This is a genomic window from Tabrizicola fusiformis (genome assembly GCF_013328815.1).
GTDB lineage: Bacteria > Pseudomonadota > Alphaproteobacteria > Rhodobacterales > Rhodobacteraceae > Fuscibacter.
This window is the reverse complement of sequence record NZ_JABUHN010000006.1, coordinates 257423-279831: the sequence shown is the minus strand read 5'-3', so window position 1 is coordinate 279831 and position 22409 is coordinate 257423. Positions and strand designations below refer to the sequence as shown.

The window sequence follows — 22409 nt, the reverse complement described above, 5'->3', positions numbered from 1 at the left end:
GTTGCGGCGGCCTTGCCGTTTTCGGGGGGGGCTGCTAGGGAATTACCCGATGAATTCACTCGGAAACCATGCCGCTCCGGCGGCCCCGCGGCTGATGGTCCGCTCGCTCTCGCGCGCCTTTGACGGGCGCGGCGTGGTGCAGGATGTCTGTCTGAGCGTAGCGGCGGGGCAGGTGACCTGCCTTCTTGGCCCCTCGGGTTGCGGCAAATCGACCACCCTGCGGATGATTGCGGGGGTCGAACGCCCCGATGCCGGTGAAATCGTGATCGACGGCCGCCCGGTGTTCGGCCCCGGTGTGAACCTGCCGCCCGAGGCGCGGGGCGTCGGTCTGATGTTTCAGGATTTCGCGCTGTTTCCGCATCTGACGGTGGCAGGCAATGTCGCCTTCGGCCTGACGGGCGACAAGGCGGCGCGGCTGGCCCGGGTGGATGAACTCCTTGAGCGGGTGAACCTGACCGGCTTTGGCCCCAAACATCCGCATGAGCTTTCGGGCGGCGAACAGCAGCGCGTGGCGCTGGCGCGGGCGCTGGCGCCACGCCCGCGCGTGATGCTGATGGACGAGCCGTTTTCGGGGCTGGACAACCGGCTGCGCGACGGCATCCGCGATGCCACGCTGGCGGTGCTGAAAGAGGAAGGGGCAGCCGTTCTTCTGGTCACGCATGAGCCGGACGAGGCGATGCGCATGGCCGATGAAATCGCGCTGATGCGCGCCGGTGTCGTGGTGCAGCGCGGCGCGCCCTATAACATCTACAACGCGCCGGTGGACCGGGCGGCGGCGGCCTTCTTCAGTGATATCAACGTGATCAGGGGGTTTTCGCGCGGGGCGCTGACCGCTACGCCCTTTGGCGACTTCCTGACGCCGGGCCATGGCGATGGCGCGCCGGTTGAAATCGTGATCCGGCCGCAGCATCTGAAGATCGACTTTGACCGCGCCGGGCGCGGCCCCAACCCCACCGCGCAAGAGGGCACCCCGGCGCGCGGCACGGTGCAGCGGGCGCGCTATCTGGGCCGCGAAAGCCTTGTCGAGTTCCGCATGGATTTCGACGGTTCCATCCTGACCGCTTCGGTCCCCGGGGTGTTCCTGCCGCGGGCGGGCACCGCGCTCTGGCTGATGATCCGGCGCGACCGCTGTTTCGTCTTTCCTGCCGGAGGTCAGCCATGACGCAGGCCCACCGCCTTTCCGTCGCGCCGATGATGGACTGGACCGACCGGCATTGCAGGTATTTCCACCGCCAGATGACGCGCCGCGCGATGCTCTATACCGAGATGGTGACGGCGCCTGCGGTGATCCACGGGCCGAAGCCGCGACTGCTGGACTTCAGCGCGGCAGAGCATCCGGTGGCGCTGCAACTGGGCGGGTCCGATCCGGCAGAACTGGCGCAGGCCACGCGGATCGCGCGGGACTGGCGCTATGACGAGGTGAACCTGAATGTCGGCTGCCCGTCGGACCGGGTGCAGTCGGGCTGTTTCGGTGCGGTCCTGATGCTGCGGCCCGGGCTGGTGGCCGATTGCGTCAAGGCGATGCAGGATCAGGCGGAGGTGCCGGTGACGGTGAAATGCCGCATCGGCGTGGATGATCAGGAACCGGCGGAAGTGCTGCCGCGCTTTCTGGAAACCATGGCCGGGGCGGGGGTGGGTCATGTGATCATCCATGCCCGCAAGGCGTGGTTGCAGGGCCTGTCGCCCAAGGAGAACCGCGAGATTCCGCCGCTGGACTATCCGCTTGTGCTGGCGATGAAGCGGCAGTTTCCGCAGATGACGCTCTGCCTGAACGGTGGGGTTACCTCGCTGGATCAGGTGCGCGGCCTCTTGGACGCCGGGCTGGACGGGGTGATGCTGGGCCGGGCGGCCTATCACGACCCGGCTGCGGTGCTGATCGGGGCCGATGCGCTCTGGGGTGAGGATTTCGCGCCCGAACCGGCGGCGGTGGTCGCGGCGATGCTGCCTTATGTCGAGGCGCATCTGGCGCAGGGCGGGCGGCTGCATTCCATCACCCGCCACATGCTGGGCCTGTTCCATGGCCGCCCCGGCGCACGCGGCTGGCGCCGGGTGCTGTCGGAAGGCGCCAGCAAGCCCGGTGCCGGGCCGGAGTTGCTGCAAGCCGCGCTTGGCGCGGTGGCCGAGGCGGCTCAGGCCGCCTGAGCCCCCGCGACGCCGGCCTTCACCACCCGGCTCAGGGCAAAGGCCGCCACGCCGCAAACCGCAATCGCCCCCAGCATCGGCAGCGGCGTGCCGTCAAAGAACGGCCCGGCAAGGGCCACCAGCACACCGCCCGTCAGCATTTGCAGCGTGCCGCCCAGCGAGGAGGCCAGCCCCGCCTCTTCGCCGTGATCTTCCAGCGCCAGCACCATGGCGGTGGGAATCACCAGACCGAGCCCCGCATTCGCCACAAACAGCCCGCCGATCACCAGGATCAGCGGCTGAATCCCCGCCAGTGCAAGGCCAAAGGTGCCCAGCGTCGCCAGGGCAAACAGCGCCGCAGCCGCCGCCATCACCGGGCGCGCGCCAAAGCGCATTCCCAGCGGTCCCGCCACCTGCGAGGCGCCGAAGAACCCCAGCGCATTGACCGCAAAGGCCAGCGAAAAGCCGGTCGGCGACAGGCCGTAATGTTCCGTATAGACGAAGGCGGCCGAGGCGATGAAGACGAAGAAACTGGCCATCCCGAAGCCGCCAAGGAAGGTCAGCGCCAGAAAGCCCTTGTCGCGCAAGAGCTTGCCCGCCGCTGCCCGGGTTTCGGCAAAGCGGAAGGGGTGGCGGTGTTCGGGCGCCAGCGTTTCGGGCTGCAAAAGCGTCAGCACGGCAAGGCTGACCGCCGCCGCAACCAGAAGCGCTGCGAAGATCGCCCGCCACCCGGCCAGTGCCATCAGCCCGGCCCCCGCCAGCGGCGCCAGCATCGGCGAGACCGAGATCACCAGCATCACCGCGGCCATCAGTTGCGTGGCGCGCGGCCCGGTGTAAAGGTCGCGGATGATGGCGCGCGGCACCACCATCATCGCCGCCCCGCCAAGGCCCTGCACCGCGCGGCCCGCGATCAGCACCTCGGCATTCGGGGCAAAGGTGCAGATGGCGGAACCGATGGCGAAAATCCCGATCCCCGCATAAAGCGGCGGCTTGCGCCCGGCCTGATCGGCCCAGGGGCCATAGGCCAGTTGGGCAAGGCCGAAGGCGATGAAATAGGCGGTGATGGTCCATTGCATTTCGGCCACGCCGGTGTTCAGCGCCGCCGCGATCTGCGGCATCGCGGGCAGGAACATGTCGATGGCAAAGGGGCCAATGCAGGAAAGAAGCCCCAGCACAAGCGCGGGGCGCAACAAACGTTCGGACATCGGAGGAGGAGCCTCTAAAGGAAAAGGAGGAAAGCCGAGCCGCAAACTAGGCATTTCGCCGCAGCGGCGCAAGCCCGGCTGTTCCCGGCTCTGGCCCTTGCCCATGTGGCGGGTTATGCCTGTTGCAAAGCACAAGCCGGAGACCGCCCATGCCCGAACTTGCAACCCTTTTGCCGCTGGCGGCGCTTCTGGTGGTGATCGGCGCGGTGGCCGGGGTGATCGGCGGTTTGCTGGGGGTAGGTGGCGGCATCGTTTTGGTGCCCGCCTTCTTTTATGCCTTTCAGGCGCTGGGATATGGCGGCGACCATCTGATGCAGATCTGCGTTGCCACCTCGCTGGCGACGATCGTGGTCACCTCGATCCGCTCGGGCGCCGGGCACAACCGCAAGGGCGCGCTGGATTGGGGCGTGCTGCGCCGTTGGGGGCCGGGGCTGGTGATCGGCGCGGCGCTGGGGGTGCTGGTGGCGGCGCAGGTGAAATCGGTGGTGTTGCAGGCGGTGTTCGGCGGGCTGGCCGGGCTTGCCGGGCTTTACATGGCCTTTGGCCGCGACAGCTGGCGGCTGGGGCAGGCGATGCCGGGGCCGGTCGGGGCAGGGGGGCTTTCCGGCGCGGTCGGCTTCTTTTCGGCGCTGATGGGCATTGGCGGCGGCACTTTCGGCGTGCCGCTGATGACACTTTACAACATGCCGATCCACCGGGCGGTCGGCACCGCCTCTGGCTTTGGCGTGCTGATTGCGGTTCCGGCAGTGCTGGGCTTTCTGCTGCTGGATGTGGCCGATGCCCCGCCCTATACCATCGGGGCCGTCAGCATTCCGGCCTTTCTGATCGTGATCGGCTCAACGCTGGTGACCACGCCTCTGGGCGTGCGGCTGGCCCATGCGATGAACCCCAAGCCGCTGAAACGCGCCTTTGCGATCTTCCTGACGCTGGTGGCGCTGAACATGTTGCGCAAGGTCTTCGGATGGTAGGCGTGCCGGGCTGGCGTCGGATCGGCCCCGATCCGGCGATTGCCCGCTGGGCCGCGGCGGCGCTGCCCCTTGCGCAACAGGCGCTGGTGACCACGGATCAGCCGCTGCGCTGTGGCGGCACTTGGGCGGTGGGGCTGGACCTGTTGCCGAATGATGCCGCCGGGACTGTTGCAGGGGTGCCCCTGCCGTGGGAGGTGCTGGGCCTGCCGCCCGAACCGCTGCACCGGGCGCAGCTTTCCACCACCCATCCCGGTTATCCGCAGCCGTCGCCCGATGAGTCTGAACCTGCCTTCCGCTTTCGGCTCAACCGCGATGCCGCGCATCTGGACGGGCTGCTGCCCGTCGGAGCCGACCGGCAGCGGATGGTCAAGGAACCGCATGGCTGGATTCTGGGCCTGCCATTGACCCAAGCGGACCCCGGCGCCAGCCCGCTGGTGGTCTGGGAAGGCAGCCATGAGATTTTGCGCGCGGCGCTGCGGCAGGCGCTGACGCCGCATTCGCCCGAAAGCTGGGGCAATGTGGATGTGACCGCCGCCTATGCCGCAGCCCGGCGCGAGGTGTTCCAGACCTGCCGCCGGGTCGCGCTTCCGGCCCGCCCGGGCGAGGCGATGCTGATGCACCGGCTGACGCTGCATGGCGTGGCGCCCTGGGCGGCAGGTGCGCAGGCCGCGCCCGAAGGCCGGATCATCGCCTATTTCCGCCCGCAACTGCCCGATGTGGCAAGCTGGCTGACCCGGCCCTGAGGCGCGCCAGCTGCAGGATCAGCCCTGCGGTGCGATCCGCCCCATGCGCCCGCCGCGCCGTTGCTTCAAAAGCCCGGCCCGCCCCGGCAGTTCGGCCATCACCGCCCGCCGCTCCTCCGCGCTCATCCGTGACCAGCCGCCGATTTCGTCGATGCGGCGCAGACAGCCGATGCAGATGCGGGCCTCGGGATGCACGACGCAGATCTTGACGCAGGGGCTTTCGATCTCGGCGCGTTTCCAGATCTCGTCGTTCATTCCGACCCCCTGCCCAGATACGCCAGCCGGTCCAGCGCCCCTTGCAGGATATATCCCGCGGCGACCTGATCAATCACCTCCCTGCGACGCTTGCGTGACGTATCCGCCTCTAACAGCGCGCGTTCGGCGGCGACGGTGGACAGACGCTCGTCCCAGAAGGTGATGGGCAGGGGGGTCAGCCGTTCCAGATTGCGGGCAAAGGCGCGGGTCGATTGCACCCGTGGCCCCTCGCTGCCATCCATGTTCAGGGGCAGGCCAAGGATCAGCCCCGCCACCTGCCGCTCTTCCGCCAGCCGCAGAAGCTCGGCGGCATCCAAAGTGAATTTCACCCGGCGGATGATGGTGATGGGCGTGGCGACCGAACGGCGCAGGTCCGAGGTGGCAATACCGATCGTCTTGTCGCCAAGGTCCAGCCCGAAGATCGCCCGACCAGGTGGCAGAAGGGCGGCGAAATCGGCCAGTTCGGTGCAGATCATGGCGCAGCCGCCCCCGCCGCAGCGCGCAACCGCTCCAGCGCCGCCGGATCGGCGGCAAAGGCGGTTTCCGCCGCCTTCAGCGCCGCCGCCACCCGCTCGGGCTGGCCCAGCACCGACAGCGCGTTGAAAAGCTTCTGCCATTCCTCTTCCGGCCCGCCATCGGACATCAGCCGCCCCTCAAGCTGCGCCACCATGCCTTCGATCATCGCCTGACGGTCTTCGGCGCTCATCTCCCCGGCCGCAGCCACGGCAGCGGCATCGGGGCCCTTGGCATCAGGCGGGGTGTAGCGCAGCCCGGCCCGTTCGGCCACATCAGGCAGCGCGGCGCGGATCGGGGCGATCCAGGGCGCATCGGCCGGGCCTTCGGCCAGAAGGGGTTCCCAGAATTCAAAAGTGCGGTCGGGGCGGCCCACCTGCGCGAACATCAGCCCGGCATAATACCGCGCCAGCTTGTTGCGCGGATCGGTCGTCAGCACCCGGGTCAGATGCGCCTCGGCCTGTGGCGAGACATAGCCGCCTGCCGCCACCACCAGATATTCCAGCGCCGTCAGATGCTGTTCGACCGTCGCCTGATCACCCAGCAGGGCCACCAGATGCTCCTGCGCGCGGGCGGCCTCGATGTTGCGGCCCAAAAGCGCCTCGTTGCGCGCAAGCAATTCCAGCCCGCGCAGGTCGTCGGGCCGGGCGGCAACCGCAGCCCGCAGCTTCTCCATCAGATCGGCGAACTGGGCATCCGGCGTGACCGGCGCCGGCGCAGGGGCCTGCGCCTCTGCCTCGGCCTGGGAAGGGCGGGTGCGGTAGAGCGTGTCCGAAGCCGCCAGCCGCGCCGCAAGCGGCATGTCTGGATATCCGGGCGCGCCAAGATGCCAGTAAATCCCGGCCCCCCCCGCCAGCAGCACCGCCACCACCCCCGCCACCGGCAGCAGGGGCAGGGCACGCGCCGCTGCTGCGCCTTGCAGCGCGCGGTCGGCCTCCAGCAGCCGGCGCGACACCTCGACCCGCAGCCGTGCGGCCTCATCGGCGCCGATCACGCCGCGCGCAAGGTCGCGCTCCACTTCCGCCAACTGATCGCGGTAGACCTTGAGGTCGGGATGCGCCGCCTGCCCCTCGGGCGGGCGCGACAGGGCGCGCAGCATCAGGGCGGCCACCGCCACCACAAGGCCGCCCGCCACCGCCCAGAAGCCGAAATTCTCCATCGCCGCACCCCATCTCTGCGCCGCTGACATAGGGCTTTTGCGGCACGGGCAAAAGGGGCCGCGGCGCCGCAGCCGCAGCACCTGCGGCAGAACCGACATGATGTCGCAATTTTCCCGATTGTGCCGCTGACGAAGGCGGCGGATGGTCGGCCCCGGATCACAAACGATCATCGGCCCATCGCCGCCATCCACCGCCCTCGGAGGGACGCCCATGAAACGCTATTCGGTCTTTGCCATCGCGCGTGAGGCGATGTCCTACCATCTGGGATGGGAACGCGCCTGGGCCGCCCCGCAGCCGAAAAAGGAATATGACGCCATCATCATCGGCGCCGGGGGGCATGGCCTTGCCACCGCCTATTACCTTGGCAAGAACCACGGCATCCGCAATGTGGCGATCATCGAAAAGGGCTGGCTGGGCGGCGGCAACACCGGGCGCAATACCACCATCATCCGGTCAAACTACCTGCAAGACCCTTCGGCGGCGATCTATGACAAGGCGCTGAAACTTTACGAGGATCTGAGCCAGGATCTGAACTACAACGTGATGTTCAGCCCCCGCGGCCTTCTGATGCTGGCGCAGACCCATCATGAGGTGCGCGGCTATCTGCGCACCGTTCACGCCAACACGCTGCAAGGCGTGGCGACGGAATGGATCAGCCCGGCCCGCGTCAAGGAGTTGGTGCCGATCATCAACATCGACGGGCCGCGTTATCCGATCCTCGGCGCGCTTTATCAGGCGCGCGGCGGCACGGCGCGGCATGATGCGGTGGCCTGGGGCTATGCCCGCGCCTGCTCGGCGATGGGGATGGACATTATCCAGCAGTGCGAAGTGACGGGCGTCCGCTCGGAAAACGGGGTGGTGAAGGGGGTCGAGACCACCAAGGGCTATATCGGCACCAAGAAGCTGGGCATCGTGGTGGCGGGCCATTCGGGCCAGGTCGCCGACATGGCGGGCTTCCGCCTGCCGATCGAGGCCGTTGCCTTGCAGGCGCTGGTCTCGGAACCGATCAAGCCCTGCATGGATGTGGTGGTGATGGCCAACACCGTGCATGGCTATATGAGCCAGTCCGACAAGGGCGAAATGGTGATCGGCGGCGGCACCGACGGCTTCAACAACTTCACCCAGCGCGGCTCTTTCCACCATATCGAGGAAACCCTGCGGGCGCTGGTCGAAACCTTCCCGATGATCAGCCGCCTCAAGATGCTGCGGCAATGGGGCGGCATCGTTGACATGACGGGCGACCGTTCGCCGATCATCTCGAAAACCCCCTTGGGCAATTGCTTCATCAACTGCGGCTGGGGCACGGGCGGCTTCAAGGCCATTCCGGGTTCCGGCTGGGCGATGGCCGACCTGATGGCGCGCGGCGAGCCGGGGCCGCTGGCCGCCGATTTCAACATGTGGCGCTTCCGCGAAGGCCAGTTCATCGACGAAAGCGTCGCGGCAGGGGTGGCGCATTGATGTCCGCAATCACCACGCAAATTTCTTCGAAGAAATTTGCAAAAGTTTTCGAAAACTTTTGCGGCGCGGCCGCGGAAATGGAGCGCTTCCATGCTCATCCTTGAATGCCCCTACTGCGGCGTCAAAGCCGAGGAAACCGAGCTTTCGCCGGGCTATGAGGCGCATCTGAAGCGCTTCGGCCCCGGCTCGTCGGATGACGAGTTCAACGACTATATGTTCGCCCGCAAGAACCCCAAAGGCGTGCATTTTGAACGCTGGCGCCATGCCTATGGCTGCGGCAAGTGGTTCCTCGCCGCCCGCTGCACTGCCACGCTGGAGGTGTTCGGCACCTATCCCGCGCAATCCTCTGAACCGCCCGCCGACCTTGTGGCGAAGATCAAGGCCAAGCGCCCCGACTGGAGTGGTTACAAATGAGCACCCGGCTTGCCAAAGGCGGTCGTCTGATCGACCGCACCAAGACCCAAGGCTTCTCCTTCAACGGCAAGCGTATGACCGGCTTTGCCGGTGATACGCTGGCGGCGGCCCTTCTGGCCAATGACCAGATGCTGGTCGGGCGCAGCTTCAAATATCACCGCCCGCGCGGCATTGTCGCCAGCGGTGCGGAAGAGCCGAATGCGCTGGTCAACCTTGGTTCCGGCAGCCGTCTGGAGCCGAACCAGCGGACCACTACGACCGAGCTTTTCGCCGGGCTTGAGGCCGCCAGCCAGAACCACTGGCCGAGCCTTGAATTCGATGTGGGCGTGGCGAACAACTATGTCGCCCGTTTCCTGCCTGCGGGCTTCTATTACAAGACCTTCATCCATCCGCGCGCCGCGTGGAAACATGTGTTCGAGCCGATCATCCGGCAATCCGCCGGTCTGGGCAAAGCCCCGAAGGACCGTGATGCCGATCGTTACGAACAAGCCTATGCCTTCTGCGATCTGCTGGTCGTGGGCGGCGGCATTGCGGGCTTGCAGGCCGCGCTGGTTGCGGGGCGCTCGGGTGCCCGGGTGATCCTGCTGGAACAGACCGCCCATTGGGGCGGCCGCGCGCCGGTGGACGGCGATGTGATCGACGGAAAACCTGCCGAGGCTTGGGTGAAGGACGCGCTGCAAGCCCTTGGCGAAATGCAGAATGTCACGATCCGCAACCGCTGCAAGGCCGCCGGGGTCTATGACCACGGCTATGTGCTGGCGGATGAGAAGGTGGCCGACCACACCCCCGGCGACGGGAGGCCGAAGCACCGGCTCTGGCGCATCCGCACCGGGCGGATCATTGCGGCCACCGGCGCCTTGGAGCGGCCCCTGTCCTTTGCGGGCAATGATCTGCCGGGCGTGATGCTGGCCGGGGCCGTGCGCGACTATACGGTGAATTTTGCTGTCTCGCCGGGTGACCGCACGGTGGTTGTCACCAACAATGACGACGCTTACCGCACGGCGATTGCGCTGAAAGAGGCGGGGCTTGAGGTTCCGGCGATCATCGACGCCCGCGCATCGGTGACGGGCGCGCTGCCCGCCAAGGCGCGTGCCATGGGCATCCGGGTTGAAGCGGGCCGGGCCGTGGTCAAGGTCAAGGGCGGCAAACGGGTGACTGGCGTTGCCATCGGCCTGCAGGCCGGTGAAGGGGCCGTGCTGGACGAAATCGGTTGCGACGCGGTTGCCATGTCGGGCGGCTGGTCGCCGGTGGTGCATCTGTGGAGCCATTGCGGCGGCAAACTGATCTGGGACGAGGCGCAGGCGCATTTCCGCCCCGACCCCAAGCGCCCGCCGACCAACCATGACGGTTCGGCCATGGTCACCGTGGTCGGCGCCGCCAATGGCGCGCTGACGGCGGCGGCGGCGCTGGCCGATGTCGCGGCCCAGATGGGCGGCGAGGCTAAGGCCGAAGCGGTGGAAGAGGCCGCGATGGAGCCGGTCTGGATCATGCCGCAGGGCGCCGGTCCGGCGCTCAAGATGAAGATGTGGCTGGATTATCAGAACGACGTGAAGGTCTCGGACGTGCAGCTTGCGGCGCGCGAGGGGTATACGAGCGTCGAACACACCAAGCGCTATACCACGCTGGGCATGGCGACGGATCAGGGGAAGCTCAGCAATATCAACGGCCTTGCCGTGCTTGCTCAGTCGCTGAATGAAGGTATTCCGCAGGTCGGCACCACCACTTTCCGCCCGCCCTATACGCCCGTCACGCTCGGCGCGCTGGCTGGCGAAGCCCGCGACGAGATATTCCAGCCGCTGCGCCGCAGCCCGATCCACGCCTGGCACGAAGCGCAGGGCGCCTATATGGAGCCGGTCGGCCTCTGGCGGCGGCCCTATTGCTACCCGAAGGCGGGCGAAAGCCATGAACAGGCGGTCCACCGCGAAATCCTCAACACCCGCAAGGCGGTGGGGATGCTGGACGCCTCGACCCTGGGCAAGATCATCGTCAAGGGGCCGGATGCGGGCCGCTTCCTCGACATGCTTTACACCAATGTCATGTCCACCCTGCCGGTGGGCAAGTGCCGCTATGGCCTGATGTGCAACGAGCAGGGCTTCCTGTCGGATGACGGCGTGGTCGTGCGTCTGACCGAGGATAGCTGGCTTTGCCACACCACCTCGGGCGGGGCGGACCGGATCCATGGCTGGATGGAGGACTGGCTGCAATGCGAATGGTGGGATTGGCAGGTCTATACCGCCAATGTGACCGAGCAATATGCCCAGATCGCCGTGGCGGGCCCCAATGCCCGCAAAGTGCTGGAAAAGCTGGGCGGCATGGATGTCTCGAAAGAGGCGCTGCCTTTCATGGCCTTTGTCGAGGGCCATCTGGGCGGGCTTCCGGCACGGGTGCATCGCATCAGCTTCTCGGGCGAACTCAGCTATGAAATCGCGGTTCCGGCCAGCCATGGCCTTGCCCTCTGGCAGGCGCTGATCGCGGCGGGGGCCGAGTTCGGGGTGCAGCCCTATGGCACCGAGGCGATGCACGTCATGCGCGCCGAAAAGGGCTTCATCATGATCGGCGATGAAACCGATGGCACGGTGATTCCGCAAGACCTCAACCTCGGCTGGGCGATTTCCAAGAAGAAGGCGGATTATCTGGGCAAGCGCGGGCAGGAGCGGGTTTATCTCGCCCGGGCCGACCGCTGGAAACTGGCGGGGTTTGAAACGCTGGACGGGTCCGTCATTCCCGACGGCGCCTATATCCCGGCTGCGGGGCACAACCCCAACGGCCAGCGCAACACCCAAGGCCGCGTCACCTCGACCTATCACAGCCCGACTTTGGGCAAGGGCATTGCCATGGGCCTGATCCGCGGCGGTCTGGACCGGATCGGCGAGGTGGTCGAGTTCACCAAGATGGGCGGCGGCACGGTGCAGGCCCGGGTCTGTGATCCGGTGTTCTATGACAAGGAAGGGGAGAAGGGGAATGGCTGATCCGATTTCGGCGCTTTCGGGCGCAAGCTATGACGGTTTTGCCAGTATCCGCGAAATCGGCCCCCTTGGCATGATCACGCTGCGGGCCAAGCCCGATGCGGCGGGGCTGGCCGCGGCCATCAGTGCGGCCACCGGCTGCGCTGTTCCGGCCGCGCGCCGCGTGGTGATCAACGGGGATCGCGCGGCGGGCTGGATGAGCCCGGACGAATATCTGCTGGTGCTGCCCTATGATCAGGTGGCGGCGGCGCTGGCGGCGATTGCCGGGGCGCTGGCGGGGGCACACCACCTTGCCGCGGATGTCTCGGACGCGCGGGCGGTGTTCCGGGTGGAAGGCGACAAGGCAACGCAGGTGCTGGCCAAGCTGATGCCGGTGGACTTTGCCACGCTGGAACCCGGCGAACTCCGCCGGTCGCGTGCGGCACAGGTGGCGGCGGCGGTCTGGGCGCAGGACGGCGGCTTTACGCTGGTCTGTTTCCGCTCGGTCGCGGGCTATGTGATGGGGCTCCTGACCCATTCGGCCATGCCGGGCAGCGAGTTGCACGCCTGATCTGTTGACAGGGCCGACAGAGCTGACCCACTCTCCCCCTCGGGGGCGGGTGGGTCGATCTGTTTTCCGGCTCCCCCCGTTCTGGTGTTCTCAGGCAGGGGGATTGCGATGAACTACGGATGGATTCTGGGCGCGCTGTCTGGTGCGGCCCTTTTGGCGCAGCCCGCCTTGGCCGAGGTTCATCACTGCAAGATTGCGGTGAAGGCTGCGGATGGCGGGTTCATCGCTTCGGATGTTTTCATCGAACACAAGAAGGGCGAAAGCACCGCGCTTGTCCTTGACCCGCTGATCAACAATTACAACGGCCGCAGACCCCTCACGGCCGAGGTGGTCGCCGACAGCAAGACCAAGATCAGCTATGCCTGGAAGCTCAAGGTCACCCATGTCGGAACCAATGCCACCGTGAAATACCGGCTGACCCGGCAAAAGGCGGATGGTGCGGCGACGATTTCGGCGCAGGCGCTGGGATATACCAACCACTACACCTCGACCGGGACATGCAAGATCGCCAAATGACCGGCGGGCAGGGTATGAGCCGCGCCGCGTGGCACTTCGCCTGAAAAGTCATGCGCGCCGCCCCCTTGCGAGCAGCACAGGCTTGAAAATGCGCGCCGTCCTGCCAGTCTTCGGAAACGGGGGATTCGGGGCAAGTGCAAGGGGTGGGCGTGATGATGGCAAGGTTCGGCGGGCTTGTCGGCCTGTGGATGGCGATTGCGGGGGATACACCGGCGCAGGCCACCGTGATCCAGCTTGATTGCAAGGTCGGCGCGCGGATGAACAGCTATTTTCAGCCAAGCCGGATCAAGGTTGAACTGGATACCGACAGCGGCATTGCCGAAATACGCGACGATCTGACGGCCAAGGTCACCAACGGGCCGATCAAGGGCAAGATCGAGACTTTCAACGATATCCGGCTGACGATCCTGTGGCGCGTCAAATCGCTGCCGCGCGATCCGAAACTGTCCTACAGCCCCACCACCGCCAATGAGCTGACGCAGCGCCTGACGGTGCGCGAAGGCGGCGGCGGCACGCTGGTTTCGCTGACAGCGGGGCAATATATGAACAACCTGCGGGAATTCCGCGCCGATGTCGTCTGCTCCACCGGCAAATGAGCGGCCTCAGGGCGCGAGCAGCCGCGTGAACAGCACCTCCAAAAACCCTTCCGCCTCGGCGAAAGGGTCATGGTCGGGGCCAAGGACGGCACGGACCTGCACATCGAAATCGGCATAATGCTGCGTCAGGGCCCAGATCGAGAAGATCAGATGATGCGGCGGCAGGCGGGCAATGCGCCCCTCATCCATCCAGCGGGTCAGAAGCAGGCTGCGGGCATCGACCAGCGCCTTCAGCTCGCCCTCGATGGCGGGCAGGATCCGCGGCGCGCCTTGCAGGATCTCATTGGCGAATAGCCGGCTTTCGCGGGGGAAATCGCGCGACAATTGCAGTTTGCGCCGAACATAGCCCAGGATTTCTGCCACCGGCTCCCCTTCGGGGTTCATCGCGCGCAAGGGGTCGAGCCAGGTCGTCAGCAGCCGCGACAAGAGCGCGCCATGCACCGCCTCTTTCGAGGGGAAGTAATACAGCAGGTTCGGCTTGGACAGCCCCGCCACCTCGGCGATCTGGTCCAGCGTGGCACCGCGAAAGCCGTGCTGCGAAAACACGTCAAGCGCCGCGTCAAGAATGGTGGCCGAGTTGCGGGCCTGAATGCGGGTGCGGGGTTTGGTCATGGGTCCGTCTTGCTGCCTCTGGCGGGGCAGATTGGCCGAAAGCCGGGCAGGTTGCAAACGGCAAGGGGCAGGTGCGGGCGGCAGAAAATTCTTCGGCGAAGAATTTTCGGGCGCGCGCCCCGGATCAGCCTTGCGTCCGCATGGCGCGCAGCGCCTGCACCACCAGCGCGTGATCCTCGCGCGAGGGCAGGCCCGAAACGGTCGCCACCGCCACAACGCCGGTGCCCGCAACACGGATCGGCACCGCGCCGCCATGGTCGGCATGATCCGCCGGGTCCAGCCCGTTCTGCGCCAGCGTGTCGCCCTTGGCGCGCAGCATCAGCCCGACCAGCAGCGAGCTTTGCTGATAGACGAGCGCCGTCGCACTTTTGCGCCGGGCCCAGAGGTCGTTCAGCGGGGCCGAGCCGGGCAGGGCAGCGTGAAACAGCGTGCGGTCGGGCGTGCGAATGTCGATCACCACCGGCAAGGCCCCGGCGCGGGCCAGCGCCACCAGCCGCGCGCCCAGATCCAGCGCCGCCGCCTCGTCAAAGGCGGGCAGCACCAATTCGGCGGCCTCGGCCTTTAGGGTGCTGATTTCATCCATTCCGGTCTTCCTCCCTGTGCCTCAGTCCCTGTCTTGCAGGAAGGCCACGATGCCCGCAAGGATGTCGGGGTCTTCGTAGATCGTCTGATGGATAAAGCGGGTGCGGCGCAACAGGCGGTTGGCCGTGGCGACCGTGACCTCGGTCATGGGGGGCGGCAGGCCGGTGTTGCGTTGCTGGCTGGAGAGTTGAAAGCGGAAGGTGCCCGAAAAGGGCACGCTGTCGGCATGAACCGAAAGCCCGCGCGTCAGCCGCGGCAGATCGATGCCGAACACCATCCGCGCCGCCCAATCGGCCAGTGAAATCGCCTTGAACAGGAGATAGAGCAACAGGGTCAGCCCGATCATCCAGCGGAAATCGACCGCAAGATAGCCAAGGTTCAGGAACATCACGGCCAGAAACGCCAGATAGGCCCCGATCATCAGGGCCGGCGCCAGCCGCAGCGGCAGCGAGCCGATCAGCGACAGGATCAGCCGCAAGAGCGAAGCCGCCCCGAACAGCGCGCCCACCTCATCCCCCGGATGCCGCAGGATCAAGAGCCGCGGCCCCGGCACCGGCGCCAGATTCAGCCGCTTGGCATTCTCTTCGGCCGCGGCCAGCGGCAGGGTCTGGTTGGCGGCCGCCCCGACAAGGGCGCCAAAGGCCCCGATCGTGTCGATCCAGGCGCTGACATCCAGCCAAAGTGCCATGCCATGCGAGAAAATCATGCAAAGCACAGCAACGGCAAGGAAATTCACGAAAGCGTCCAGCAGGTGATGCTGCGGAGAGCCTTCAAAATGCAGGAAGGGCGCGGCCATCAGCACCACCCGGCCCACCCTTGCGGCGGCCGCCGGATCTTCCAGCGCCTTCAGTGCGACAAAGCCGCCGTGGCTGTGCGCCAGCAGCGTGATGTCGCGCGCCGGTTCGGCAAGAATGACGCGCTGCAACTCTTCGGCGGCGGCAATCCGCGCGGACATCCGGTTCTGCCCCGACCAGCCGAAACGGCGCAACTCACCGCCCGGGCCGATGGCGGCCTGCACCTGTTTCGCCAGAGCCGAGCCTGCGTCGAGAAAGGGGGCCGCCCCGCCCCATGTGCCATGGATCATCAGCACCAGAGCGCCCGGCGCGTCCTGCGGGCCGGGCGCGCCTTCGCCCTGCATCAGGCGGCGCCGATCCCGCGCAGCAGGATGGCCTTCACGCTGTCTGTCGCCGCGCGCCATTCGGCATCGCTCAACGGCCTGCCGCCGTTCAGCGTTTCGATCTGATGGCCGAAATCGGCGTAATGCTGTGTCGTGGCCCAGAGCATGTAAAGCAGATGCTGCGGGTCCACCGGGGCCATTTTGCCTTCGTCGATCCAGTTCTGGATCAGCGCGGCGCGGCCCGCCGTCCAGTCGCGCAGCGTGGTTTCCAGATAGTCCTGGATCACCGGCGCGCCATGCATCACCTCGGACGCCCAGACCTTGGAGCCGTTGGGGTGGCGGCGCGAAATTTCCATCTTGGCCTCGACATAGGCGCCGATCGCCTCGACCGGGCCGGCGGCATTGTCAAAGCAATCCGCCGCATGCAGCCAGATTTCAAAGATGTTCTGCACCACCCGGCGGTAAAGGTCTTCCTTGGTGGCGAAATAGTAATGCAGGTTGGCCTTGGGCAGTCCCGCCATATCGGCGATCAACTGCATCGTGGCGCCGCCAAAGCCCGCCTCGGCAAAGACCGTTTCGGCCGCCTGCAAAATGAGCGTTTCATTCTGCTGACGAATCTCGTTGCGGCGAAGGGGGCGGGCGGGTTCGGCCATGCGTCCTTTCCGGGCAAGATTTGTGTTGACCGTATGGTCAGGTTGTGGTGCGCTTCACTTGACCATACGGTCAGGAAAAGATTCGCCGCAAGGGGCTTTCAAGACCCCGCCGGCATCAGGGAGAACGACGATGGCCGCGCCCGGGGAAAACCTCCGCATCAATTCCGCACGTCTTTGGGACAGTCTCGAAGAGATGGCGCTGATCGGTCCGGGCATTGCCGGGGGCTGCAACCGGCAGACCCTGACCGATGCCGACAATGAGGGCCGCCACCTGTTCAAGGGCTGGTGCGAGGCGGCGGGGATGACCATGGGCGTCGATACCATGGGCAATATGTTCTTCACCCGGCCCGGCACCGATCCGGCGGCGCTGCCGGTCTATATGGGCAGCCATCTGGATACCCAGCCGACGGGCGGCAAATATGACGGCGTGCTGGGGGTTCTCGGCGCGCTGGAAGTGGTGCGGGCGATGAACGATGCCGGGATCAAGACCCGCCATCCCATCGTGGTGACCAACTGGACGAATGAGGAAGGCGCCCGCTTTGCGCCGGCCATGCTCGCCTCGGGCGTCTTTGCCGGTATCCATACCGAGGATTACGCCAAAGGCCGCCGCGACCTTGACGGGCTGGCGTTCGGGGCCGAACTGGCCCGCATCGGCTGGGTCGGGGATGAGGTGACAGGTGCCCGCAAGATGCACGCCATGTTCGAACTGCATATCGAGCAGGGCCCGATTCTGGAGGCCGAGGGCAAGGATATCGGCGTGGTTACCCATGGGCAGGGCCTGTGGTGGCTGGAGATTACCCTGACCGGCAAGGATGCCCATACCGGCTCCACGCCCATGAACATGCGGGTCAACGCGGGGCTTGGCATGGCGCGCATCACCGAACGGGTGCATCAGATCGCCATGGCGCATCAGCCCAACGCGGTGGGCGCGGTGGGGCAGGTCAAGGTCTTCCCCAATTCGCGCAATGTGATCCCGGGCAAGGTGGTGTTTACCGTGGACATCCGCAGCCCCGAACAGGGCAAGCTGGACGCCATGAAGGCCGAGGTAATCCGCGCCGCCCATGCGGTGGCGCGCGAACTGGGCCTTGGCTGCGCCATTGAAGAGGTCGGCCATTTCGACCCGGTGACCTTTGACCCCACGCTGGTGAAGACCGTGCGCGGCAGTGCCGAGCGGCTGGGCCTGTCGCATATGGATATCGTCTCGGGCGCCGGGCACGATGCCTGCTGGATCAACCGGGTGGCGCCGACGGTGATGATCATGTGCCCCTGTGTGGACGGCCTCAGCCATAACGAGGCGGAAAAGATCACCCCGGAATGGGCGGCGGCGGGAACCGATGTGTTGTTCCATGCCGTGCTGGAAACCGCCGAAGTCGTTGCCTGACATGTCGCAGCCCCGCGCCCTGCCGCTTGATCCCACCACGCCGCTTGCCGGGCGGTGGCGGATTGTCGAGGGCGCGGTTCTGGTGCCACCCATGGGGCCGGAGCGCCCGCAGCCCTGCGGCGCCTTCGCGGATGCGGGGTTTGTCGAGGACAGCCTGTGTTTTGGCGGCTCTGCCACGGTGCCCGTGACCTGCGCGCCCGAAGGTGCGGCGCCGGTGCAGGAGCTGGCGGGGCTGTGGCTCTTCGGGGGCGTGATCTCGGGCCATTTCGGCCATATGCTGTGTGAGGCGACCGGGCGGCTTTGGGCGCTGGCCGAGACGGAATTGGCAGGGCAAGAGGTGGCGGGCGTGGTGTTCTTCGCCCGGCCCTTCGACAAGGTGCGGCATGTGCAGAAAGCCTTCGCGCAACTGGCCGAACTTCTGGGCCTGCCGCCGGTTCTGGTGCTTGAGGCGCCCGCGCGGGCCGAGCGGCTTTTGCTGGCCGAACAGGGGCTTGGCTCGGGCGAGTTGCTGAATGGCCGCCCCGAGGCGCGGGCCTTCCTGCGCGACCGTCTGGCACAGGGGACGCCCGAGGGCGCGGGGCGGCGCTTCTATATCACCCGCACCGGCCAGCCTGCGCGGCGGGGCCGCGTGCTGGATGAAGAGGGGCTGGAGGCGCTCTTCGCCGCCGCCGGATATGAGGTGATCCGGCCCGAAGAGTTCAAACTCGCCCGTCAGGTCGCAATGTTCCGCGCCGCCACCCATGTGGTGGCAACCGAGGGCAGCCCATTGCACCTCTTGTCCTTTGCCGCGCCGACGGGCTGCAATGTCGCAGTAATCCAGCGCCGCCGCAGCCCGACCTTCGGTCATATCTGCGACTCTCTGCGCTGGTTTCTGGGCAAGGCGCCGCTGCGGCTGACCGAGATTGTGTCGGTCCATGCGCCGAAGAAAACCCGCAATGCGAACTTCATCTATCTGGAGCCGTCCCGCCCCGCGCTGCGCGCCGGGCTGGTGGCCGGGGGCTTCCTTGCCGAAGACACCCCCGACTGGCCCGACCTGACGCCCGAAGCCCGCGCCGAAGCCGTGGCGCGTCTGGCGGCAGAGACTGAACAACGCCTGCGCCCGATGGCGGTGGAAGACCTGCCCGAGGATGACGGCGACGAGGAAAGGGACGCGGCATGACGCGTCCCGCTTGCGGCCTGTGGCGGAGCGGGGGCCAGCCCCGCGCCGATTGGTTCTCGAACCAATGGCGCACCAATCGGCGCCCCCGGGATATTTGAGCCAAGATGAATAGGGGAGCGGAGTCATGAGCAGCACGGTCATCAAGGGCGGCACGGTCGTCACTGCCGATCTGAGCTATGTCGCGGATGTTCTGGTGGAGGGTGGGGTGATCACCGCCATCGGGCCGAACCTTGCGGGGGACAGGGTTCTGGATGCGGCCGGCTGCTACATCATGCCGGGCGGGATTGATCCGCATACCCATCTGGAAATGCCCTTCATGGGCACCTATTCGGCCGATGATTTCGAATCCGGCACCCGCGCTGCGCTGGCGGGCGGCACGACGATGGTTGTCGATTTCGTGCTGCCGGGGCAGGGGCAGGGGCTGATGGATGCCGCGCAGATGTGGCACAACAAATCGGGCCGGGCGCATTGCGACTACAGCTTCCACATGGCGGTGACTTGGTGGGGGCAGAAGGTCTTTGATGACATGGAAGCCTCGGTCAAGGCCGGGATCACCAGCTTCAAGCATTTCATGGCCTATAAGGGCGCGTTGATGGTGAATGATGACGAGCTGTTCTCGTCGTTCCGCCGGGTGGGGGACTTGGGCGGGCTGGCCATGGTTCATGCCGAAAACGGCGATGTGGTGGCCGAACTGACCGCCAAGCTGATTGCCGAGGGCAACGTGGGCCCCGAGGCCCATGCCTATTCCCGCCCGCCGCAGGTGGAGGGGGAGGCGACGAACCGGGCCATCATGATCGCCGATATGGCCGGGGTGCCTTTGTATGTGGTCCATACCTCTTGCGAGGATGCCCATGAGGCCATCCGCCGGGCGCGTCAGGCGGGCAAGCGGGTCTGGGGGGAGCCGCTGATCCAGCATCTGACGCTGGATGAAAGCGAGTATTTCCACCCCGACTGGGATCATGCCGCGCGCCGGGTGATGTCGCCGCCCTTCCGCAACAAGGCGCATCAGGCCAGCCTCTGGGCCGGGCTGCAATCGGGGTCGCTTTCTTGCGTGGCGACCGACCATTGCGCCTTTACCACCGAGCAGAAACGCTTCGGGCTGAAATCTTTCGCGCAGATCCCCAATGGCACCGGCGGGCTGGAGGACCGGCTGCCGATGCTCTGGACCCATGGGGTGAACACCGGGCGGCTGACCCCGAATGAGTTCGTGGCGGTCACCTCGACGAATATCGCCAAGATCCTGAACCTTTACCCCAAGAAGGGCGCGGTTCTGGTGGGGGCGGATGCCGATCTGGTGGTCTGGGACCCGGCGGCGGAAAAAACCATTTCGGCAGGCAGCCAGCAGTCGGCCATCGACTACAACGTCTTTGAAGGGCAGGCGGTGAAGGGCCTGCCGCGATTCACTCTGACCCGGGGCCGCGTGGCGGTGACCGAGGGCAAGGTGGCGGCACAGGAAGGCTGGGGCCAGTTCGTGGGGCGCGAGGCGCGCCCGGCGGTCAACCGGGCGCTGACGGCGTGGAAAGACCTGACCGCGCCGCGCCCGGTGGTCCGGTCTGGCATTCCGGCGACGGGTGTGTGATGACCCGCCGCCCGCTTTCTGCGTCAGGCCGGTTCCGCCTCTTGGGCGGCGGGTTGCGGCGTGGCAGCAGCGACCGGAGCCGGGCGGCTGTCGTCATCGGCATGGGCGGCGCCGACCGGGTCGAAATAGAACTCGGACAGGTCGGCGGCGGTGGGCGCAAAGGCGGTGGTCATGGGCATCGGCACGCTCCTGCAACGGGGGGAATCGACCGGGAGCTTCGCCCGGTCCTGCAACGGCTGAATGACAGCGGCGGGCGGACTGCGCCCGGCTTCCGGCGCCGGACGGTGGCGCGGATACGGACAGGTGCCGCGCCCACAACAGGGCGCGGCGGGGGGGGAGGGATGGCCTCAGTCGGCGCTGTGTTCGGTGTCGCCGTCTTCGTCGGTCTCGTCTTCAGCCGACTCATCTTCGTCTTCGTCGAGCGCCTCTTCGGCTTCTTCCGCCCCATCCTCGGCGGTTTCGCCGGTCAGCTGGTCCAGCGCAGAGGTGGCGACATCGCGCAGGGTTTCCAGTGCGGTCTCGGCGGCTTCGCTCACGGTGGCGATGGCGTCTTCGGCGCGGGTCTTGAGATCGGTCATGGGGGGGCTCCTCGGCTGTTGGGTTTGCCCTTGGCGGGCAGGGCCGAGTGTGGGGCCGTCACGCGACGGCCATGCGACCGGGATGTGACAGCGCGAAATAACAGCGGGCGGCTATTCGGGCACCAACCCCTCCAACTCCGGCAGCAGCACCACGCTTTCCTGTTCATGCGGATCGGTGCGGGCGATGACGGCAGAGGCCGAGCCGGGGCCGGGGTTGAAGGGCAGATGAGGCGTGTCGGCGGGGATGTAGAGGAGATCGCCCGCCGAAACCTCAATCCGGTTTTCCAGACGCTCGCCCCAATACATCACCGTCACACCTTCGGTCATGTAGATGGCGGTTTCGTGGGTGGCGTGTTTGTGCGCCTTGGCGCGGCCGCCGGGCGGGATGGTCAGCAGATGCATGCAGATGGCCTGCGAACCGGCCGTCTCGCGGGCGATGCCTTCGAAATAGGAGAAGCCCTGCTTGCCGGTATAGGTCTGGGCAGAGCTGGGGCGCAGTTTGATACAGTCGGGCATGGGCATCTCCTTATTGCGGATCGCCCGAGCATAGCAGATGGCCGCGCTGCGGCAGGAGATTCGATATGACGAAAGTGGCACTGATCACCGCCGGGGGCAGCGGCATGGGTGCAGGCGCGGCGCGGGCGCTGGCGGCGGATGGCTTTGCCGTGGGCATCCTGTCGTCCTCGGGCAAGGGCGAGGCGCTGGCGGCGGAACTGGGCGGCGTGGGGGTGACCGGCTCGAACCAGTCGGTGCCCGACCTTCAGCGGCTGGTCGATGCCGCGATGGCGAAATGGGGCCGGATCGACGTTCTGGTAAACAGCGCCGGGCACGGGCCGCGCGCGCCCATTCTGGAGATCACCGATGAAGACTGGCACAAGGGGCTGGAGGTCTATTTCCTGAACGTGGTGCGGCCCACTCGCCTTTTGACGCCGATCATGCAGGCGCAGGGCGGCGGGGCGATCATCAACATTTCCACGGCATGGGCCTTTGAGCCGTCGGAGATGTTCCCGACCTCGGCCATGGCGCGCTCGGGGCTGGCGGCCTTTACCAAGATCTTTGCCGACCGCTATGCTGCCGAAAACATCCGCATGAACAACGTTCTGCCCGGCTGGATCGACAGTCTGCCCAAGACCGACGCCCGCGCCGCCTCGGTTCCGATGGGGCGCTATGGCACGGTGGAGGAGATTGGCCGGACGGTGGCCTTTCTGGCCTCGGACGGGGCGGGATATATCACCGGCCAGAACCTGCGGGTCGATGGCGGCGTGACACGGTCAATCTGAGGG

General features: G+C 66.6%; 25 protein-coding genes. 14 read left to right on the top strand and 11 right to left on the bottom strand.

All coding sequences use genetic code 11. The features are described from left to right. Nucleotides 1–49: 49 nt before the first annotated feature. Together HS053_RS11910 and dusA are read left to right on the top strand one after the other, a co-directional pair. The gene (locus HS053_RS11910) at nucleotides 50–1162 is read left to right on the top strand and encodes an ABC transporter ATP-binding protein (RefSeq protein ID WP_174211461.1); all 1113 of its coding nucleotides are present in this window, start codon (nucleotides 50–52) and stop codon (nucleotides 1160–1162) included. Continuing rightward, nucleotides 1159–2142 (top strand): tRNA dihydrouridine(20/20a) synthase DusA, encoded by a 984-nt coding sequence (gene dusA, locus HS053_RS11905; protein ID WP_174211460.1) that lies wholly within the window; start codon nucleotides 1159–1161, stop codon nucleotides 2140–2142. The genes HS053_RS11910 and dusA overlap by 4 nt, the downstream gene beginning before the upstream one ends. Here the strand turns inward: dusA and HS053_RS11900 are convergent. After that, nucleotides 2130–3326 carry a multidrug effflux MFS transporter gene (locus HS053_RS11900; RefSeq protein ID WP_174211459.1) on the bottom strand — a complete coding sequence of 399 codons (1197 nt, stop codon included), beginning with the start codon at nucleotides 3324–3326 and terminating at the stop codon, nucleotides 2130–2132. The two genes, dusA and HS053_RS11900, sit on opposite strands and share 13 nt — an antisense overlap. A gap of 149 nt (nucleotides 3327–3475) precedes the next feature. Between HS053_RS11900 and HS053_RS11895 the strand changes: the two genes are divergently transcribed. Together HS053_RS11895 and HS053_RS11890 are read left to right on the top strand one after the other, a co-directional pair. After that, nucleotides 3476–4294 (top strand): sulfite exporter TauE/SafE family protein, encoded by an 819-nt coding sequence (locus HS053_RS11895; RefSeq protein WP_174211458.1) that lies wholly within the window; start codon nucleotides 3476–3478, stop codon nucleotides 4292–4294. After that, complete coding sequence (locus tag HS053_RS11890) at nucleotides 4288–5037, top strand: hypothetical protein (RefSeq protein WP_174211457.1); 750 nt, start codon at nucleotides 4288–4290, stop codon at nucleotides 5035–5037. The genes HS053_RS11895 and HS053_RS11890 overlap by 7 nt, the downstream gene beginning before the upstream one ends. Before the next feature lie 18 nt (nucleotides 5038–5055). On the opposite strand, the gene HS053_RS11885 is transcribed toward HS053_RS11890, so the two are convergent. The 3 genes from HS053_RS11885 to ccmI are packed head-to-tail and all read right to left on the bottom strand — an operon-like array spanning nucleotide 5056 to nucleotide 7177. Continuing rightward, nucleotides 5056–5292, bottom strand: a complete 237-nt coding sequence (locus HS053_RS11885; protein WP_174211456.1) for a DUF1289 domain-containing protein — start codon at nucleotides 5290–5292, stop codon at nucleotides 5056–5058. Then, nucleotides 5289–5768, bottom strand: a complete 480-nt coding sequence (ruvX, locus tag HS053_RS11880) for a Holliday junction resolvase RuvX (protein WP_174211455.1) — start codon at nucleotides 5766–5768, stop codon at nucleotides 5289–5291. The genes HS053_RS11885 and ruvX overlap by 4 nt, the downstream gene beginning before the upstream one ends. After that, nucleotides 5765–7177, bottom strand: a complete 1413-nt coding sequence (gene ccmI, locus HS053_RS11875) for a c-type cytochrome biogenesis protein CcmI (RefSeq protein ID WP_241699833.1) — start codon at nucleotides 7175–7177, stop codon at nucleotides 5765–5767. The genes ruvX and ccmI overlap by 4 nt, the downstream gene beginning before the upstream one ends. Here ccmI and HS053_RS11870 point away from each other — a divergent pair. From HS053_RS11870 to HS053_RS11845, 6 genes are all read left to right on the top strand, one after another. Beyond that, nucleotides 7176–8423: a sarcosine oxidase subunit beta family protein gene (locus HS053_RS11870; protein WP_174211454.1), complete on the top strand. Its 1248-nt coding sequence runs from the start codon at nucleotides 7176–7178 to the stop codon at nucleotides 8421–8423. The two genes, ccmI and HS053_RS11870, sit on opposite strands and share 2 nt — an antisense overlap. 90 nt (nucleotides 8424–8513) lie before the next feature. Further along, a complete protein-coding gene (locus HS053_RS11865) occupies nucleotides 8514–8837 on the top strand; it encodes a sarcosine oxidase subunit delta (protein WP_174211453.1) in 324 nt (107 codons plus the stop codon). Then, a complete protein-coding gene (locus tag HS053_RS11860; protein WP_174211452.1) occupies nucleotides 8834–11806 on the top strand; it encodes a sarcosine oxidase subunit alpha family protein in 2973 nt (990 codons plus the stop codon). The genes HS053_RS11865 and HS053_RS11860 overlap by 4 nt, the downstream gene beginning before the upstream one ends. Further along, a complete protein-coding gene (locus tag HS053_RS11855) occupies nucleotides 11799–12353 on the top strand; it encodes a sarcosine oxidase subunit gamma (protein WP_174211451.1) in 555 nt (184 codons plus the stop codon). Before HS053_RS11860 ends, HS053_RS11855 begins: the two co-directional genes overlap by 8 nt. A 108-nt stretch (nucleotides 12354–12461) precedes the next feature. Continuing rightward, complete coding sequence (locus tag HS053_RS11850; RefSeq protein ID WP_174211450.1) at nucleotides 12462–12869, top strand: hypothetical protein; 408 nt, start codon at nucleotides 12462–12464, stop codon at nucleotides 12867–12869. 152 nt (nucleotides 12870–13021) lie between these two features. Further along, nucleotides 13022–13465, top strand: coding sequence for a hypothetical protein (locus tag HS053_RS11845; protein WP_174211449.1), 444 nt, complete (start codon nucleotides 13022–13024; stop codon nucleotides 13463–13465). 6 nt (nucleotides 13466–13471) lie between these two features. Here the strand turns inward: HS053_RS11845 and HS053_RS11840 are convergent, their stop codons facing one another. The 4 genes from HS053_RS11840 to HS053_RS11825 form a co-directional block, all read right to left on the bottom strand. Beyond that, entirely contained in the window at nucleotides 13472–14077 is a 606-nt protein-coding gene (locus HS053_RS11840; RefSeq protein ID WP_174211448.1) for a TetR family transcriptional regulator C-terminal domain-containing protein, read from the bottom strand. Between the two features lie 124 nt (nucleotides 14078–14201). Further along, the gene (locus tag HS053_RS11835) at nucleotides 14202–14660 is read right to left on the bottom strand and encodes a heme-degrading domain-containing protein (protein WP_174211447.1); all 459 of its coding nucleotides are present in this window, start codon (nucleotides 14658–14660) and stop codon (nucleotides 14202–14204) included. Nucleotides 14661–14681: 21 nt separating this feature from the next. Continuing rightward, complete coding sequence (locus tag HS053_RS11830; RefSeq protein ID WP_174211446.1) at nucleotides 14682–15857, bottom strand: esterase/lipase family protein; 1176 nt, start codon at nucleotides 15855–15857, stop codon at nucleotides 14682–14684. Continuing rightward, nucleotides 15797–16429 carry a TetR/AcrR family transcriptional regulator gene (locus HS053_RS11825; protein WP_174211445.1) on the bottom strand — a complete coding sequence of 211 codons (633 nt, stop codon included), beginning with the start codon at nucleotides 16427–16429 and terminating at the stop codon, nucleotides 15797–15799. The genes HS053_RS11830 and HS053_RS11825 overlap by 61 nt, the downstream gene beginning before the upstream one ends. Before the next feature lie 130 nt (nucleotides 16430–16559). Between HS053_RS11825 and HS053_RS11820 the strand changes: the two genes are divergently transcribed. From HS053_RS11820 to hydA, 3 genes are all read left to right on the top strand, one after another. Continuing rightward, a complete protein-coding gene (locus HS053_RS11820; RefSeq protein ID WP_174211444.1) occupies nucleotides 16560–17810 on the top strand; it encodes a Zn-dependent hydrolase in 1251 nt (416 codons plus the stop codon). A gap of 1 nt (nucleotide 17811) precedes the next feature. After that, entirely contained in the window at nucleotides 17812–18969 is a 1158-nt protein-coding gene (locus tag HS053_RS11815) for a glycosyltransferase family 61 protein (protein WP_174211443.1), read from the top strand. A 124-nt stretch (nucleotides 18970–19093) separates the two neighbouring features. After that, on the top strand, nucleotides 19094–20548 hold the full coding sequence (gene hydA / locus HS053_RS11810) for a dihydropyrimidinase (RefSeq protein WP_174211442.1): 1455 nt from the start codon (nucleotides 19094–19096) through the stop codon (nucleotides 20546–20548). Between the two features lie 23 nt (nucleotides 20549–20571). On the opposite strand, the gene HS053_RS11805 is transcribed toward hydA, so the two are convergent. The 3 genes from HS053_RS11805 to HS053_RS11795 form a co-directional block, all read right to left on the bottom strand. Next, entirely contained in the window at nucleotides 20572–20727 is a 156-nt protein-coding gene (locus HS053_RS11805) for a hypothetical protein (protein ID WP_174211441.1), read from the bottom strand. 168 nt (nucleotides 20728–20895) lie between these two features. Further along, a complete protein-coding gene (locus HS053_RS11800) occupies nucleotides 20896–21126 on the bottom strand; it encodes a hypothetical protein (RefSeq protein ID WP_174211440.1) in 231 nt (76 codons plus the stop codon). A 111-nt stretch (nucleotides 21127–21237) separates the two neighbouring features. Continuing rightward, the gene (locus HS053_RS11795) at nucleotides 21238–21642 is read right to left on the bottom strand and encodes a cupin domain-containing protein (protein WP_174211439.1); all 405 of its coding nucleotides are present in this window, start codon (nucleotides 21640–21642) and stop codon (nucleotides 21238–21240) included. Between the two features lie 65 nt (nucleotides 21643–21707). Between HS053_RS11795 and HS053_RS11790 the strand changes: the two genes are divergently transcribed. Next, nucleotides 21708–22406, top strand: coding sequence for an SDR family oxidoreductase (locus HS053_RS11790; protein WP_174211438.1), 699 nt, complete (start codon nucleotides 21708–21710; stop codon nucleotides 22404–22406). The last annotated feature ends 3 nt before the right edge of the window (nucleotides 22407–22409 follow it).

Bases quoted from the DNA above. Each gene is read 5' to 3' on its own strand.
- HS053_RS11900 (WP_174211459.1), bottom strand. From the start codon at position 3,326: ATGTCCGAACGTTTGTTGCGCCCCGCGCTTGTGCTGGGGCTTCTTTCC.
- HS053_RS11855 (WP_174211451.1), top strand. From the start codon at position 11,799: ATGGCTGATCCGATTTCGGCGCTTTCGGGCGCAAGCTATGACGGTTTT.
- HS053_RS11800 (WP_174211440.1), bottom strand. From the start codon at position 21,126: ATGACCGATCTCAAGACCCGCGCCGAAGACGCCATCGCCACCGTGAGC.
- HS053_RS11790 (WP_174211438.1), top strand. From the start codon at position 21,708: ATGACGAAAGTGGCACTGATCACCGCCGGGGGCAGCGGCATGGGTGCA.
- ruvX (WP_174211455.1), bottom strand. From the start codon at position 5,768: ATGATCTGCACCGAACTGGCCGATTTCGCCGCCCTTCTGCCACCTGGT.
- HS053_RS11850 (WP_174211450.1), top strand. From the start codon at position 12,462: ATGAACTACGGATGGATTCTGGGCGCGCTGTCTGGTGCGGCCCTTTTG.
- HS053_RS11890 (WP_174211457.1), top strand. From the start codon at position 4,288: ATGGTAGGCGTGCCGGGCTGGCGTCGGATCGGCCCCGATCCGGCGATT.
- HS053_RS11825 (WP_174211445.1), bottom strand. From the start codon at position 16,429: ATGGCCGAACCCGCCCGCCCCCTTCGCCGCAACGAGATTCGTCAGCAG.
- HS053_RS11820 (WP_174211444.1), top strand. From the start codon at position 16,560: ATGGCCGCGCCCGGGGAAAACCTCCGCATCAATTCCGCACGTCTTTGG.
- HS053_RS11805 (WP_174211441.1), bottom strand. From the start codon at position 20,727: ATGCCCATGACCACCGCCTTTGCGCCCACCGCCGCCGACCTGTCCGAG.
- HS053_RS11870 (WP_174211454.1), top strand. From the start codon at position 7,176: ATGAAACGCTATTCGGTCTTTGCCATCGCGCGTGAGGCGATGTCCTAC.
- HS053_RS11865 (WP_174211453.1), top strand. From the start codon at position 8,514: ATGCTCATCCTTGAATGCCCCTACTGCGGCGTCAAAGCCGAGGAAACC.
- HS053_RS11835 (WP_174211447.1), bottom strand. From the start codon at position 14,660: ATGGATGAAATCAGCACCCTAAAGGCCGAGGCCGCCGAATTGGTGCTG.
- dusA (WP_174211460.1), top strand. From the start codon at position 1,159: ATGACGCAGGCCCACCGCCTTTCCGTCGCGCCGATGATGGACTGGACC.
- HS053_RS11795 (WP_174211439.1), bottom strand. From the start codon at position 21,642: ATGCCCGACTGTATCAAACTGCGCCCCAGCTCTGCCCAGACCTATACC.
- ccmI (WP_241699833.1), bottom strand. From the start codon at position 7,177: ATGGGCGTCCCTCCGAGGGCGGTGGATGGCGGCGATGGGCCGATGATC.
- HS053_RS11845 (WP_174211449.1), top strand. From the start codon at position 13,022: ATGATGGCAAGGTTCGGCGGGCTTGTCGGCCTGTGGATGGCGATTGCG.
- HS053_RS11910 (WP_174211461.1), top strand. From the start codon at position 50: ATGAATTCACTCGGAAACCATGCCGCTCCGGCGGCCCCGCGGCTGATG.
- HS053_RS11815 (WP_174211443.1), top strand. From the start codon at position 17,812: ATGTCGCAGCCCCGCGCCCTGCCGCTTGATCCCACCACGCCGCTTGCC.
- HS053_RS11860 (WP_174211452.1), top strand. From the start codon at position 8,834: ATGAGCACCCGGCTTGCCAAAGGCGGTCGTCTGATCGACCGCACCAAG.
- HS053_RS11885 (WP_174211456.1), bottom strand. From the start codon at position 5,292: ATGAACGACGAGATCTGGAAACGCGCCGAGATCGAAAGCCCCTGCGTC.
- HS053_RS11895 (WP_174211458.1), top strand. From the start codon at position 3,476: ATGCCCGAACTTGCAACCCTTTTGCCGCTGGCGGCGCTTCTGGTGGTG.
- HS053_RS11840 (WP_174211448.1), bottom strand. From the start codon at position 14,077: ATGACCAAACCCCGCACCCGCATTCAGGCCCGCAACTCGGCCACCATT.
- HS053_RS11830 (WP_174211446.1), bottom strand. From the start codon at position 15,857: ATGGCGCGCGGCGACAGACAGCGTGAAGGCCATCCTGCTGCGCGGGAT.
- hydA (WP_174211442.1), top strand. From the start codon at position 19,094: ATGAGCAGCACGGTCATCAAGGGCGGCACGGTCGTCACTGCCGATCTG.